The organism is Paenibacillus sp. NRS-1782 (assembly GCF_050467685.1).
Taxonomy (GTDB): Bacteria; Bacillota; Bacilli; order Paenibacillales; family Paenibacillaceae; genus Paenibacillus; species Paenibacillus terrae_A.
Genome location: NZ_JBITPH010000040.1, coordinates 1 through 14,791, shown reverse-complemented (window position 1 = coordinate 14,791; position 14,791 = coordinate 1). Strand labels below are relative to the sequence as shown.

The following is a 14,791-nucleotide window of genomic DNA, read 5'->3' as shown; positions in this document are numbered from 1 at the left end:
CAACCGCCGCTGGCGGACAATCCATGACAAACCCATGACATTTGGATAAAGTTTCAATGAAGTGTGCTATACTAAAGAAATGGCTTTTTAAAGCTCCGGGAAGTTCTATTTAGGATAAGTAGTGTTTTGCATCAGCAAGAAATGACAGAAAGGAAGTGAAAGCACATTGAAAACGCGGGAGACGTGGAAAGTCAATCTCATTGTGCTTTGGTTCGGTCAGTTTCTGGTCAATGCGGGTATTACGATGATTACTCCATTCCTCGCCCTCTATCTGGCTCAAGACCTTCATGTGAAGGGAGAACATAATATCGGCTTGTGGGCCGGAGTTATTTTTGCCGCAAACTTTTTGACTTCATTTATGTTCCAACCCCTATGGGGCAAGCTGGCTGACCGATATGGGCGCAAAGCAATGCTGCTCCGCTCGGGTTTTGGTATGGCTCTGGTGATCGGCTGCATGGGTTTGGTCACCCATCCGTGGCAACTGTTGGCGCTTCGTTTGCTAAACGGTACGATTTCTGGCTTCAATCCAGCTTCGATTTCCCTGGTGTCGGGTACCACACCCAAAGAACGGACTGGTTTCGCTATGGGGATTATGCAATCTGGTCAGATGGCGGGTACGATTCTCGGCCCTCTGATGGGTGGTTTTTTGGCTGACTGGGTTGGATTCAGACCGATCTTTTACATTACAGGCGCTCTTATTCTTGTAGCCTCTCTCATCGCAATGTTTCTGGTTAAGGAAGATTTCAGCAAAGCCGAAGCTGCACGAACACCGCAAATTTCGGTTCTTGCCGGATTAAAGGAGCTAAGCCATACGCCCCAGCTTCCGGCTCTGTTTACCGTAACGTTCCTGCTCCAGTTTGCCATGATCAGTACGGTATCTTTGCTGCCGTTATATGTGCAAAAGCTGTATGGGTCGGCAGAAGGAATTGCGCTCATTGCCGGCTTTGTTACAGCCATTACCGGCGTGTCGAATATGGTCGCTGCGCCGCTGCTTGGAAGATTGAGTGACAAGATCGGGGCGCACCGTATTTTGACCCTCGCTCTACTCGGAACCGCACTTATGCTCATTCCGCAGGCTTTTGTCAATCAGGTATGGCAGCTCGTCACGATCCGTTTTTTCATGGGTATATTTATGGGCGGACTGCTACCAAGCGTAAACGCGCTGATTCGCACGTATACGCCGGAAGGCATGGAAAGCCGTTCGTTCGGCTTCAATACCAGCTCGCTGTCGCTTGGTAATATGCTGGGCGCTGTTATTGGCGGGGTACTGTCCGGGTTTATAGGCATCGAAGGATTGTTCATCATGTCGGGTGTCCTGCTGATCGTCAATATATTCTGGGTACGTATGAAGCTCTATGATCGTAAGCCTGCACCTGATTTCAGGTAAGATAGCCTTCTGGTAAGGTCAGCCTTCCAGAACAGACAAGAACCTCCGCTCCACAATTTTGTGGACAAGGAGGTTCTTTTTGTATAGCACTTTTTGCATAGCTATATAAGTAACATTACAGCCTATTTTACACGGGCCAAAGCCAATCCGTCATAGGCTGGCAAAAGCGTACTGACCAGTCGCGGATCCGTAGCTATCGTTTCGTTAAAGCGTCTCACGGCCTGTACGGCAGGACCGTTCTTGTCCGTATTCAGCGTCCGTCCACGAAGAAAACAGTTATCTCCTGCAATAATGGCACCTGGATTCGCCAGAGCAATCGCATATTCCAGATACACCGGGTAATTTTCCTTATCCGCATCAATGAAGAAAAAATCGAAGGTTCTCCCCTCTTCCTGAAGCTTCTTCAGGCTGTCCGCTGCAGGTCCGATACGATATTCGACACGGTCACCGTAGCTATTTTCCTCCATATGTCGATGTGCCAGCGCCGCATACGCTTCTTTCAGCTCCAATGACACTATGCGTCCCTTTTCTCCCAGCCCACGGGCCAGACATAATCCGCTGTACCCGCCTAATGCACCAATCTCCAGTACCTGCTGCGCGCCGGATACCTCAATCAGAAAGGTCAGCAGCTTCCCGTAAGGATGAGCCACCGATACCTCAGGCATCCCCTCTGCAACAATGGCCTCCCTGATGCCGCGTAGCGCTTCATCCTCCTGTACCAGTTGGTCTACATATTGTTCAGGTGTCATATTGGGTGTAATTTCCACGTTTCATCTCTCCTTCTTGCTTTATCATAACGCAGGTTGGACACGGTGTCCTTCGCAAATTTTTTACCTTAAATGATTTGTCTCTTCGTTTACAATGACCTATACTATAAGGATTGAACCAAGCTTATATGATTATGGGACGGAGTGAATACGTTTAATGACTCAACTGCAACTAATTGCAACTGCGCCGATGGGACTTGAAGCTGTCGTGGCTCGGGAGCTCAGAGAACTCGGATACGAGGACCTGACCGTCGAGAATGGCCGCGTCGTTTTTTCCGGGGATTATATGGATATATGCCGGTGTAACCTGTGGCTGCGCACATCAGACCGCGTTCTTATTAAAATGGGTGAATTTCCCGCAACCACCTTCGACGAGCTGTTTGAGGGCACCAAGGCTTTGCCATGGGAGGATTGGATTCCTATGGATGGTGAATTTCCTGTAGAGGGACGCTCGCACAAATCACAGCTTAGTAGCGTACCAGCCAGTCAGGGAATCGTCAAGAAGGCGATTGTGGAAAAGCTCAAGGAAACCTATCACACGGATTGGTTTGAGGAGGACGGCCCTCGTTACGTTATAGAGGTCATTCTCTTAAATGACCGTGCATTGCTAACGCTCGATACAACGGGTCCGGGGCTGCACAAGCGCGGCTACCGCAAGCTCGTGACGGAGGCTCCGCTCAAAGAGACTATGGCTTCGGCTCTTATTCAGCTTAGCCGCTGGACCCCGGATCGACCATTCTATGACCCGTGCTGCGGTTCCGGTACTCTGCTGGTAGAAGCAGCAATGCAGGCATGGAATATTGCCCCGGGATTGAGACGTACCTTTAACTCTGAAGACTGGCCTGTCATTGGTCGCGAGCTATGGGATCAGGCTCGCGACGAAGCGATGGATTTGACCCGCGATGACATTCCTTTCGAGATTGCAGGCAGCGATATTGATCCAGGTGCCATCGAAGTTGCTGAGGCTGCTGTCAAGGCGGCAGGCTTCGCTAAAGATATCTCATTAAAGGTGATGCCTGTAACGAAAGTCAGACTTGAAGGCCAATATGGTGTGATGATTACCAATCCACCTTATGGTGAAAGACTAAGTGAGCAAACCGAGGTAGAGAAGCTGATCCGGTCAATCGCACGCACGGCAGCGGAAATGAAGACATGGTCCTTCTTTGCTATCAGCTCCACCAAGCAATTCGAGCACTATTGGGGCCGCAAAGCCGATAAGAGACGCAAGCTGTTTAATGGCCGGATCGAATGCCAATACTATCAGTATCTGGGCCCTCTACCGCCGCGCCGCAAAGATACTCCGCCGTTGCAGTCTTAAATAGATGATGCCCAGGCCAGGAGGCGAACGGATGGTTCGCTTCCTGGCCTGATTTGTGCTGTTCATCGGATAAAAATATGGATTTACCCTGCTATACTGGAAGGAAAATGCTGTATTTTCTTTACTTAATCATTGAAATGCGCGGGATGAGCGCTATAATAATTAAAGGCGATTTCGGTTTTAACATTACGTTAATATGTAGTTTGTACTAGCCGAACATTGATGCCGAAGGGGGTAAAGTGTTGGTTATTCGCACGGCCGGTGCAAATCGCACTGGAAACATGTTCAGCAGAATACTGCTGTCCCGATATTTCGGGTTTGGTCTGTTTTTTGTACTTATGATTGGCAAGCTCGTTCTGATCCACCATAACCTGCATGCCCAAAATATTGACATGAATCCGCTGGATTATGTCATCGCTATCGGTTCGCTCTTGCTTGTGAGTTTTTGGACCTTATGGCTGTCAAGGCGCGGACGTTTGGTCGCTCTTGTGGTGCTCGATATTTTGCTTACTGCTCTCATTTATTCTGACATGGTTTATTATCGGTATTTTCAGGATTTCATTACGATCCCCGTCTTGCTTCAAGCTGGACAAGTTGATTCCCTGGGTGGAAGTATCGCAGCTCTGATGTACTGGTGGGATCTTTTCTTTTTTGCAGACTGGATTCTGTTCATTCCGTATGTGATGTTCGTAGCTTCCTTACGGCGTCGGTATGTAACGAGTGACCCTTACATGGAAACGTCCCGCCGCTCATTCACCAAAAGCTTTCTGCTTCGCTTCTCCAAAGGCGCGCTGGCCTTCCTGATCGGCTATATTTTTACCTTTGGACCGATTAAATATTATACGTCCACGTGGGCAACCGGCATATTCGTCGGTAACTGGTGGTCGATGGCCCTGTACAATGTAACCGGGCTGATCGGATTTCACGGGTACGACATTTACCGCTATAGTCAGGACCATCTGGGACCCCAGCCTACGCTGGCTCAGGCGGAGTCCGATAAGGATAAGGAATGGTTTAATCAGCATCAAATGCTGCTCCAGGTGAAAAATGACCTGTCCGGCAAGTATAAAGGTAAAAATGTGATGGTCATTCAAGCCGAAGCGTATATGAACTTTTTTATCGGCAAGCAGATCAACGGTCAGGCCATAACGCCTAACTTTGACAAGCTGATGAAGGAAAGCATGTATTTTAACAATTATTATCACCAGACTGCACAGGGTCGTACCTCGGACGCGGATTTCTCTACACATGCTTCTCTGCATCCGCTCCCTACAGGCTCGGTATTCATCCGTTATGCGGACCATAAATTCGATACGTTGCCTTCTATTCTAAAAGATACTGGCTACAGCCCTAATGCATTTCACGTATACGACAGCAGCTTCTGGAATCGCTACACAATGTATAAGGCAATGAACTATGATAAGTTCTACAGTAAAAAAGACTTTAAAATAGATGAGCCACTAGGCTGGTCACTGGGAGACAAATCCTTTTTCCGTCAAACGCTCAATGATCTCACCACTGAGGTCAAACAGCCGTTCTACGCCTATATGGTCGGAATTTCGAGCCACCACCCGTACAATCTGCCACCAGACGCCGTGGATTTGGACGTTGGTGAGTTTGAAGGGACCATGTTCGGAGACTATCTGAAATCCGTCCATTATGTGGACGAAGCACTGGGCGAACTGGTCGATCAGATGAAGAAAGACGGATTGTGGGATAATACGATCCTCATGTTCTACGGGGATCACGACAATTCTATTAAAGATAAGGCACTGTATGAGAAATTTCTGGGTAAGCCACTCACAGATCTCGACATGCAAAAAATCATGAACCAGGTGCCACTGCTAGTGCACCTGCCCGATGGAAACCATGCTGGAACTTACACTGAACCGGCAGGACAGCTTGATCTGACACCTTCGGTGTTGCATCTGCTCGGCATTTCAACGAAACCGTATTACTTTATGGGAAATGATCTGTTCAGCGGGAAGTCTCGCATGGTCGTGCTGCGCAGTGGTGCTTTCACTGATGGCCGTGTGTACTATATTCCATCCGAGGACGGCACATTCTCCAAAGGAAGCTGTTACAACCTCACCACAGGCCAGCCTACGGATGTGAACGCCTGCGGACCGGGGTATACTGAAGCTCTCAATCGGTTGAACATTTCCGATCAGGTGATCACGTATGATCTCATTCGCCAATGGGGACCGGAAATCAAAGAAGTCACTGCGATTCCTTCCACATCCAAATAAATTTGCTGAGGAAGGTTGCTTACACAGCACCCTCCCCAGATTCCCGAAAAGATGATACCCACAAGAAAAGCCCGACCAAGCAGCAACATGCTGATGATCGGGCTTTTTGTATTCTTGAGCTAGTAAACCGGGCTCATATCCATTTACGAATGCTTATGGGCGCAATGCTTTTTTGGCTTGCTCCAGCCGCTGTGTCTCTTCACCAAGCATTTCCTCGGCAGCCTCTACCGCATCGTTGCCAAGGCTGTCCTTTGCCTGCTCTATGGCATGCTCCACATGAGTACGGGACTGCTCCGCCTGCTCAATCAGTTGCTCAGCCGGATGTGACAGTGCCTGAGAAACGGCATGGTGAAGCTTGTCCACCGAGTTTTGCGTTTGGGCCTCGACACTGTGATTGTCGAGATTGGAATCATATTGGGCCATGTGTCACTCCTCCTTCTGGGCAGTGGTCTGCATCCATTAGCATGGATCAGAAGAAGGGGAACTATACAAAGCTGTGAATGCTGCGTACTGGAATTATTTTATAAAACGCGCAGCCTTCTCCAATACTTCATCCTCTGTAGCTGCACTTATATAACGTCCGTTCACATATACAAACGCCCGCTTTCCACAAGGACCGCAATACGATTTGCAACCGATTTTGATCTGCGCATCTGGTGCCATCTTTTGCAGCTTGGGCAGGATCGTTTTCAAGCGAATATGATTGCATTCATCACATACGCGAATATCATTGGCCATCTGTCATCCCTCCGTGCTCCGGCTTAGTGGTCGCCGTGATTACCTTGGGAAGGGTTAGTAATGACAAAGCCTTCTTCGGGGAAGTACAAGTAATCAATTTTTACACCATCCAGCAACGGCTGGCCGTTTTCCAAAATAACATCAATGCCTTTATCTGTAGATACGACGGTATCTGTTTCTTTAGGCGTGTTCAAATCCAGCCCGTAATGAGCATGGTCTCCATGGGAATGAGTAATGACAACGCGCAGGCTCTTCCCTTGGTTTTCTTCTTTATCCAATTCAAGCTTTAATACTTTAGCTGCGTTGCGAGTAATTTTGCAATTCATCAACTTCATCTCCTTCATATTAATCAAATGAAGTGTGGTCCATCGGAGTATGAATATCCGTGCCACACCATTTAACAGGTAAATTCAACAACTACAAATAGCCTCTATACTAGAAAGGCAATATTCCTATTGTAAAGAAAATCGCGAAAAATCGCAATCACGAAATTCATAAGCTTTTATTCCTACCGGACACGTACGTGCTGCTTCTCAAGCACATCGGGATATTTACGTTCAGCGCGGGTCACAAACCAGTTCATCAGCAGCAGCGTCACCCCAATGTCGTCAATGGGCATAAATGGCATGACATCTGGCAACACCCAATAGAGCAATACAGGGACGGCAAACAGCAATTTTTCACCCAATGGAATCTTCGACGAAGTAATAAACCGGGGCATGCGACGAAACACATATGACCATTGACGGAGAGATAGTAATTTTTTCCACTTCATAGGTTGTTCACTCCATTTCCAATGCTCCTACGTATATATACCCCATTGAAGGGACATAAAGAGGAACACTTGTAAAAACACGTGCTCCTCCTAATACGTGCTGATAAACCATGGAGTTTCAGGCTAACCCTTTTACCATGAAAGCACTGTTGCCATTAACATGCCCACCTCTGCCGCAATATCGTCATAATCACGCATAGGCAGCGGATTTACACCCAGCCCGACTTCAACGGTAAAACCCGGTTTTCCAAATCGCTGTATAAACCAGTCCTTATATCCCGCATCGCTGCCCCCCAGCTTTACCGCCCGGTATCCTGTTGCAGCCGCCAGCCGTGATGCCCAATCCCGGCTCTCCTTTGGCTCCAAATCCCGGTAATTCCAATAGATTTCCTGTCCCTGACTGTGTATGGACAACACCATATCAAACTGTTCCCGCTCTGTCAGATCGACAAGCGCTTTAGCCTCCGGCTCAGACAAAGGCGCAGGACCCGCATAATCCCTTCTGGACGGGCTTGTTTTACCGCGTCTGCGTACCTCTTCCTCCCAATACGCCGGAAACTGATCGTTAAGGTCCACACCGCGAATGTTAGCCTTCCATCCACGATAATCAGCACGGCCTTCGTTCCACTTTCTTAAGTCATGGTACAGGGGATGAGACGGAAGGACACCTTGTTGAACCAGTTCCACCCCATCTGGATTGACCATGGGCACTACCCATAAAGAAGTGCGGTATAGCCAGGTTTGTGGAGAAACCCCATAAATCCATAGAGGAGCCTCGCCTTGATCCTCACGCTCATCATGATGCTCCGCCCCTTTATTTCCATTCGTACTGTCGACTCCTTGCGCATATCGCTCTACAAAACGCAGCAAACATGGTGTCGTCAGCCATTCATTGGCATGTACGGAGGCGTTGGCGTGAATTTTCAGCGGTCCCTGTCCAATGCGTACATAAGGGATATCCTTTCCCATGATACTGGTGCCGATGCTGCCCACTTCAATAAACGGATACCTTTGAGCCAGGGCTGCAAGATCTTCTCTCAAGTTCTCGTATCCATACTCTCCACGCAAGCATACAATCTGATTCTGAAGGTTTTCAGGTATAACAATGGTTTTTCCTGCCACAAAATCATGCTCCGCAAGTTCGGGATTGGCCTGCCGCAGCTCATCAAGCTCCATACCAAACTGCTTGGCAATCTGTCTGGCATGCTCAGCAGGCTGAATAACGTATTTACGATCCATTGACGGACGAATGTACAGCACTTGACCACAAATCAGATAGGGTTGCGCGGCAGTCCACGGATTGTCTGCCATCAATGTATCTGCTGATAATTTAAAAGCCGAGGCGACCCGGTGCAAAGTATCTCCTTTTTGTACGATATATTCCCTCATCTTCTACGCCCCTTCCATCTGTCTTACTGCATGTTATGCAGACGCGGCGTGTCTTGATGTAACGAATACCAAAACAGCCGATTCTTTTGTCCAATGACAAAAAAATCGGCTGTCTCATCAATCCAGATGGGTGACCTGCCAAACAACAGGCGTTTGACGAATTTGCTCCCCAAGCCACTGTGCGGCAATGCTCTGGAACATTTCCGGATCACCGGAACAAAAAAGCTGATGCACAGGGGTTTCATCCCCGGCTTCTAACTTGCCCTTGTTATACAAAATCGTACTCGTTTCACGAGCCGTTTCGTCTGCTGAACTAATCAGCTTCACGTTAGGGCCCATCACTTCCTGAATCGTTTCCTTCAAAAAAGGATAATGCGTACAACCGAGAATCAAACAATCAATCGGGTACGCTTGAATCGGCTTCAACGACTCCTCTACGACCTCTGATGTCGTGTCTGAGCGGAACAGTCCCTGTTCCACCAAAGGAACGAGAGCAGGGCAGGCATGGCTCAGCACGTCTACATAAGGGGATAGTTGCTTCAGCGCAGCCGTATAGGCTTCGCTTCGAATCGTACCGATAGTCCCAATCACCCCGACATGACCGGTGGCTGTTGCGCTGATTGCAGCACGTGCCCCGGGGTGGATGACTCCGATCACCGGAATGGATACCTTTTGGCTAATATAATCCAATGCCGCGGCTGTTGCCGTGTTGCAGGCAATAATAATGACCTTCGGATCAAATTGAATCAGAAAATCAACCATTTGCTCTGTAAATTTCTTAACCTCTTCCGATGGCCGGGGTCCATACGGGGTGCGCGCAGTGTCTCCAAAATAAATGATTTTTTCCCGTGGAAGCTGACGCATGACTTCTTTAACTACCGTCAGACCTCCTACACCGGAATCCAATATTGCAATCGCTTGCTGCACGTACATACCGCTTCCTTTTTTGTTCAAGTATGAGTCGTTCCCTCTCGGGAAGCTATCCGTTGCTACATACCTTATGTTGTATTTGAGTAAAAGGTACCCCCAAATATTACTCGAAAAAGGGAAAGCCATCAACAAAGAGGCTTCATCTCAACAGCAGAAGCCTCAAAGCGAAACCATATTCAGTTATATTGTATTCATTTAGAGTTGCTTACAAATAATCCTTTTTCATATCTTCTTGAACAGGAGCGGATGAAATGCTGACTTCAGGCAGAACTTCGCATTTTTTACGAAATTGTCCGATTTCATGAATGACCGCTGAGGCCGTATCCTTAATTTTGTCGGTATACTCAATAGAGGCGTCTGTAATTTTCCCCGCCAGTTCCTGCCCTCTATCACTGACAAGACGGGCCTGATCCTTTATGTCCTGACGCAGATCACGACCTGACTTGGGGGCAAACAGCAGCGCAGCGAGCGAACCGGCAATGCTGCCTGCTACCGCACCACGGATAAAGCTTTTGTGGTATTCTTTCATCATCATCTCTCCCTTATGCCCGGGCGAATGCCCATCTGTTAATGCATTATAAGCACGGAGAGCTTGTCATGACACAGCGAACAAGCCATGAAAGTTCCTACAATTTTCGGGACCGGATACGGTACAGGCAGCAACGTCCTCCATCCGCCAAGCAATCCTCACGGACAACCTCGGCATCAAGCAGCTCCTCGAACATTTGCTGCTCGCATTCACAAGCCTTGCGATAACGGCCTGCGATTTGAGAAATCGGACAATTGTATTCCACAATAGAGTAGCTCCCGTCCTCTTCTTCCCGCCACTCCGCCATATAACCGGAGGCGTTCTGAATACCAGAAAGCTTTTCCACACGTGAAGCCAGCGTGGTCTCGCGCTCTATCTGAGGGGCGTAACGCTTCATCATTTTGCGTTTTCTGCCGTCAAACAGAGAGTAAACAGCTTCCATTCCCTGCTCTTCATCCAGTTCCTCCAGCAGCTCCAGCAACAAATGATCATAATTTCGGGGGAACTGCTCACTTCCCTGCTCACTCAGGCTGTACAAAAACGTCGGACGTCCCATTGCCTGCCGCACTACTGTAGCGACGATGAGACCATCCTGCTCCATCAATTTGAGGTGCCTGCGCACCCCCATTTCAGTAATGCCCAATTGAGCTGCCAAGCTTCCGACGCCCACAGGTCCCTGGGTTTTCAATAGTGTCATAATCATGCGCCTGGTGGGCATTTCGGGTACGATATGCTTATCCGTCACTTTAGCCTTTACACTCCCTCGGGCTGCTGACCCAATTCCTTATTTAAGTAGTCATGCACACTGGATGCAAAACGCTCCAATAGCTCGGGCAGCTCAGGTGTAAGCGGATGAAGGCTCGTCCGGTCCCAATGGAAATACTCCTGCACCAAGGGTTTCCGCAAAGCTACCAGCTCCAGCAGCGGATTAAACACGGTATCATCCAGTACGCCCTCTTCATGAATGATACCGATTATATCCTCATAGCTGCTAGCATCGCGCATAATAAATCCGTCAATGATATAGCTTCCTACGTCCGTCACCGTTTCAATCGCCAGATGAAGGCAGCGCTCCTGCACCAGCCCCTGCAACAATTCTCCGTTCCAAGCGGCCGATATCCGGCGGAGTCCTGCAACAATGTCGGTAACGGCCCCTAGCCGAAGCTCAATTTGCTCCCGGTTAACATAATACAAGGTCCTGCACCTCCCGTAACCGCTTCAAATTTCATAATCTACTGCGATGGATACATCCTTCACTTCATTCATGTGTACAATGATTTCCTGATGCACAGGGTGTACCTGATACGTTTGCAAGTCATCCAGTGTTTCGACTACAGCCGTAAGGGATACATCATAAGATCGTTCCGAACGAATCACATCCGTACCTATTTCGAGTGACAGAAGTTCTTTGATTTTACCGTTCATGCTGCGCAAAATGGATGCCGTATGCTCAATGCTTTCAGGGGAGCGGTCTTTCAATTTGAACAAAACAATATGTTTAATCATACGTATAGGCTCCTTATCTTTTAAATGTTCTCTTCAAAATTTTATCATAACGCCCCACATACGGAAAGAAGCTTTGTAATTCTATTGATCTTTTCCACCATCATTCCCACCAGACTCCTTGTCCTTCAGCAAAGCAAAAAAATTCTTGAGCTTTGGTGGAAGCGGCAAGCCCATACGTGAGCAGTTTTCTGTAATAGAGATCAATTCGTTGGATAAATAAAAATACGTCGCCGCCCCTTTCATGATTTCGGTGCCCATCAGGAGATCCATATGATGTGCCAAAGAAATCACCATCAGCATCAAAGCCTTTCTCATCAACCCCCAAAAGCCGGTTTTGCTGCTCAAGCCTTGTCCGGTCTTAATTGCCGCAGCAACTCCTGTCACATAATCAATAGCCATTGCAACTGTGAACAGCACCATCAACTGATTCCAGCCACCAAATGCAAATGTAATAATGGCACCTGTGGAAGCACAAAACATACTAAACATAGCCGGGTTAATATTCATACCTGTTCCTCCTCTCGGGGCGGTTACTGCAATATATGCAGCGACGTGGCAACCCGTAAAGTCATATGACCTGAACAGGGATAAGAATTCATAGATTCATATAAAACAAGCTGCAAATCTCATGATTTTCTGTGCAAATATGAAAAAAAACAGACCCCCTTCAAAAAATAAAGTAGGGTAGCCTGTTTTTCTGACAGCTATTCAATTAACGATGATCGTTCCAAAAATTAAGTGGAGTCAAATTGCCATTCAACGGCTCGAACGAATAGCCTTCTTTCTGCAAAGCTGCCATGATCTGTGGAAGAACCTTGATCGTAGATGGCTTATCATGCATAAGAACAACTGGAGTTCTGCCTTGTTTTTTCAATCTTTTAATATCACGTAGAACGCTCTGTTCAAAATGCTCTGGATTTTTAGTATAACGCCAATCATTGGAATCTACATTCCAATCCCAAATATGATAGCCTGCACCCGTCAGCTGATCACGGAATGCTTTATTCAAATAAGGTTTGCTGCCATAAGGCGTACGAATTAAAGAGGTGCGTTGCCCTGTTGCCTGGAATAAAATCTCATTATCCTGATTCATTTCTGCAAGCGCCGCTGCCGGAGAAGCATAGATTTTCTTTACCTGGTGCGTCATGCCGTGCAAGCCCAAACCATGACCCGCTTCTACCATTCTCTTCATAACTGCACTATGTTGACGAATTTCCGGTCCCAGCATGAAGAAAGTCGCCTTGGCATTATATTTATCCAAGATATCCAACAGCTGTGAGGTATGTGCCGTAGGACCATCATCGAAGCTCAAATAAATCGTACGGTTTGATGGGGAAGCGTTCCCCTTTGTTCCTGTATTGCCAGATTTTCCTGACTTCACAGCAACATACTGTTTAATTTCTGTAGCAAATTTGTTCAAAAATTGTGTATCAGACAAGCTCGCATTCGCATTCTGAATCCGGTATAGATTGCTTGAAGGTATCGTGATGGTAAAACCGAAGGCATCCGCCAAGGTGCGAATCGGCACCATCGTACGTCCTCCGCGTTCAAAAACATCACCCTGGGTCAGATTCAGCGTAAAGCTGCGATTATGTCCCGTCAGCTGCAATGTACGACCGCTGACCGAAGTGGAAATCCCCATTTTTTGACTTAATGTAACGATAGGTACATACAACTTGTCATTTTCCATCACTGGCCGAACCGTATTCGAATCCAGTAATACATCATTGACCCCCAGCAAAGGAGCCTTCGCTTGCGCACTTGCCGTATTCGTATGTACGCCCAACAGACCCAAACAACAGATTGCCATCAAACATACAGCCATCCATTTTACCTTCAAAAACTTCATTAATTACACCATCCTGTGCTGTATTTTATATGTGCGGGAGCTATCTCTAGCTTGTCTATGAAGTTATACAGACATGACGGTATAGACATGGCAATATAGACATTCAGTAAACATATAGAACATAAACGCATCTCAACTTATTGAATCGGAACGCCTTTCCGTTTCCCCCTTATATATATTAATAGATTACCAGAGTATAGTATGTAAATATAGTGAAACAATTCGACAACAATCTCGCAATCTCCCCGACCACCGAGATTACAAAGTTGTGAATAAATTGGCTTCAAGGCGAGTAGATTTGTACTGGGTGGCAGTAAAAAAAGACCTTGAAGGATTTCCCCCCCAAGGTCTTATTCTTAGTTATTGATAAGAGCCTTCAAACTTTCCCATGTCTGCTCTTCAAGTTCCATGTATTCCCCAAGTTGTTTAATTTGAGTGTATATAATTTCGGTAATTTCAGCGCACTCATCAAACAACGTCGCACTGAGATGTTCGAGAGCCACTCCCCATTCACCATATTCCAAGTATTCACATACTTTTTTGCTATCTTCTTGAGGTATCTGCACCAAATTAAGTAAATCTTCGATTTTCCTTTTTACATCCATATGACCTGTCCTTCCTCTATTTGATAGGGTAAGCAGTAATGATATCTTTGCCATCAGTGATTACTTTAACTTTAACACCACTACGAACACCTATTACCTCGTATCGCTGTACCCCGTTTACAACTCTTCCTTTTGCCCAATTAAGACTAGGATCGGTTACGATATCGGAAACATTATTCATAATCTTGTCCGCATGCCACGATTTAGGGAAGACGGATTTTCCAGATGCTCCCGGCCACATATGGCCGCCCCCACTTTTATCACCATTTAGAATATGATTGGTGCGTTTCGGACTCGCTAAATTACAATTGGTATTATGAACCCAAATATTAAGATCACTTACAAAGTAGGTATGGAACTCATCAACCGTCATGTTGTAAACCCTAACCTGCTTCTGTTCCAGTTCAATGCTGTCTACCTTGAGTGTATTCCCATCACTCTGAACAAGCAAGTCACCGGGTTTGAGGTCTTTGACGAACGTCCAACCTTTATCCTTTACATAGAACGGATGATTAAAGGTTGACTCAATTGTTTGACCACCCACATGGATGTTATAAATCTCATCCGTCTCGTGATTAAACGTAGCTGTGACCTCTTTATAAGCTACCTCACCTGTAGCCTCATCTTTGGATAGAACCCGTTCCCCGACCTCAATGTCCTCGATAGGTTTCTCCCCTTCGTCAGTTTGAACCTTGGTTCCCGCCGTAAAGCAATTACATTTACTTATTATCACGCCTGTTGATTAACCA

At 47.0% G+C, this 14,791-nt stretch carries 18 protein-coding genes; 3 read left to right on the top strand and 15 right to left on the bottom strand.

The genetic code is table 11. The features are described from left to right. Nucleotides 1–166: 166 nt before the first annotated feature. Complete coding sequence (locus ACIFQM_RS14780) at nucleotides 167–1,387, top strand: MFS transporter (RefSeq protein WP_430040575.1); 1,221 nt, start codon at nucleotides 167–169, stop codon at nucleotides 1,385–1,387. A gap of 122 nt (nucleotides 1,388–1,509) precedes the next feature. On the opposite strand, the gene ACIFQM_RS14775 is transcribed toward ACIFQM_RS14780, so the two are convergent. After that, the gene (locus ACIFQM_RS14775) at nucleotides 1,510–2,154 is read right to left on the bottom strand and encodes an O-methyltransferase (protein WP_430040577.1); all 645 of its coding nucleotides are present in this window, start codon (nucleotides 2,152–2,154) and stop codon (nucleotides 1,510–1,512) included. A 157-nt stretch (nucleotides 2,155–2,311) separates the two neighbouring features. Here ACIFQM_RS14775 and ACIFQM_RS14770 point away from each other — a divergent pair, with 157 nt between their 5' ends. Together ACIFQM_RS14770 and ACIFQM_RS14765 are read left to right on the top strand one after the other, a co-directional pair. Next, complete coding sequence (locus ACIFQM_RS14770) at nucleotides 2,312–3,472, top strand: THUMP domain-containing class I SAM-dependent RNA methyltransferase (protein WP_430040579.1); 1,161 nt, start codon at nucleotides 2,312–2,314, stop codon at nucleotides 3,470–3,472. A gap of 239 nt (nucleotides 3,473–3,711) precedes the next feature. Next, nucleotides 3,712–5,721 carry an LTA synthase family protein gene (locus tag ACIFQM_RS14765; protein WP_430040581.1) on the top strand — a complete coding sequence of 670 codons (2,010 nt, stop codon included), beginning with the start codon at nucleotides 3,712–3,714 and terminating at the stop codon, nucleotides 5,719–5,721. A 153-nt stretch (nucleotides 5,722–5,874) separates the two neighbouring features. Here the strand turns inward: ACIFQM_RS14765 and ACIFQM_RS14760 are convergent, their stop codons facing one another. The 14 genes from ACIFQM_RS14760 to ACIFQM_RS14695 form a co-directional block, all read right to left on the bottom strand. Then, entirely contained in the window at nucleotides 5,875–6,144 is a 270-nt protein-coding gene (locus ACIFQM_RS14760) for a hypothetical protein (protein ID WP_430040583.1), read from the bottom strand. Between the two features lie 93 nt (nucleotides 6,145–6,237). After that, nucleotides 6,238–6,459 carry a DUF1450 domain-containing protein gene (locus ACIFQM_RS14755; RefSeq protein ID WP_430040585.1) on the bottom strand — a complete coding sequence of 74 codons (222 nt, stop codon included), beginning with the start codon at nucleotides 6,457–6,459 and terminating at the stop codon, nucleotides 6,238–6,240. Nucleotides 6,460–6,482: 23 nt separating this feature from the next. Further along, a complete protein-coding gene (locus ACIFQM_RS14750) occupies nucleotides 6,483–6,785 on the bottom strand; it encodes an iron-sulfur cluster assembly accessory protein (protein ID WP_430040587.1) in 303 nt (100 codons plus the stop codon). 182 nt (nucleotides 6,786–6,967) lie between these two features. After that, nucleotides 6,968–7,234 (bottom strand): hypothetical protein, encoded by a 267-nt coding sequence (locus ACIFQM_RS14745; RefSeq protein ID WP_430040589.1) that lies wholly within the window; start codon nucleotides 7,232–7,234, stop codon nucleotides 6,968–6,970. A 132-nt stretch (nucleotides 7,235–7,366) separates the two neighbouring features. Continuing rightward, nucleotides 7,367–8,623: a M14 family zinc carboxypeptidase gene (locus ACIFQM_RS14740; RefSeq protein ID WP_430040591.1), complete on the bottom strand. Its 1,257-nt coding sequence runs from the start codon at nucleotides 8,621–8,623 to the stop codon at nucleotides 7,367–7,369. Between the two features lie 117 nt (nucleotides 8,624–8,740). After that, a complete protein-coding gene (gene racE, locus ACIFQM_RS14735) occupies nucleotides 8,741–9,556 on the bottom strand; it encodes a glutamate racemase (RefSeq protein WP_430040628.1) in 816 nt (271 codons plus the stop codon). A 202-nt stretch (nucleotides 9,557–9,758) separates the two neighbouring features. Beyond that, complete coding sequence (locus ACIFQM_RS14730; protein WP_430040593.1) at nucleotides 9,759–10,082, bottom strand: YtxH domain-containing protein; 324 nt, start codon at nucleotides 10,080–10,082, stop codon at nucleotides 9,759–9,761. 97 nt (nucleotides 10,083–10,179) lie between these two features. Continuing rightward, nucleotides 10,180–10,827, bottom strand: coding sequence for a helix-turn-helix transcriptional regulator (locus ACIFQM_RS14725; RefSeq protein ID WP_430040595.1), 648 nt, complete (start codon nucleotides 10,825–10,827; stop codon nucleotides 10,180–10,182). An 8-nt stretch (nucleotides 10,828–10,835) separates the two neighbouring features. Further along, a complete protein-coding gene (locus ACIFQM_RS14720; RefSeq protein WP_430040597.1) occupies nucleotides 10,836–11,276 on the bottom strand; it encodes a DUF86 domain-containing protein in 441 nt (146 codons plus the stop codon). A gap of 24 nt (nucleotides 11,277–11,300) precedes the next feature. Further along, on the bottom strand, nucleotides 11,301–11,588 hold the full coding sequence (locus ACIFQM_RS14715) for a Dabb family protein (RefSeq protein WP_430040599.1): 288 nt from the start codon (nucleotides 11,586–11,588) through the stop codon (nucleotides 11,301–11,303). Between the two features lie 81 nt (nucleotides 11,589–11,669). Then, complete coding sequence (locus ACIFQM_RS14710; RefSeq protein WP_430040601.1) at nucleotides 11,670–12,095, bottom strand: phage holin family protein; 426 nt, start codon at nucleotides 12,093–12,095, stop codon at nucleotides 11,670–11,672. Nucleotides 12,096–12,300: 205 nt separating this feature from the next. Beyond that, nucleotides 12,301–13,437, bottom strand: a complete 1,137-nt coding sequence (locus ACIFQM_RS14705) for a polysaccharide deacetylase family protein (protein ID WP_430040603.1) — start codon at nucleotides 13,435–13,437, stop codon at nucleotides 12,301–12,303. Between the two features lie 356 nt (nucleotides 13,438–13,793). Next, nucleotides 13,794–14,042, bottom strand: coding sequence for a MafI family immunity protein (locus ACIFQM_RS14700; RefSeq protein WP_430040605.1), 249 nt, complete (start codon nucleotides 14,040–14,042; stop codon nucleotides 13,794–13,796). Between the two features lie 16 nt (nucleotides 14,043–14,058). Continuing rightward, nucleotides 14,059–14,775: a polymorphic toxin-type HINT domain-containing protein gene (locus tag ACIFQM_RS14695; RefSeq protein ID WP_430040607.1), complete on the bottom strand. Its 717-nt coding sequence runs from the start codon at nucleotides 14,773–14,775 to the stop codon at nucleotides 14,059–14,061. Between the last annotated feature and the right edge of the window lie 16 nt (nucleotides 14,776–14,791).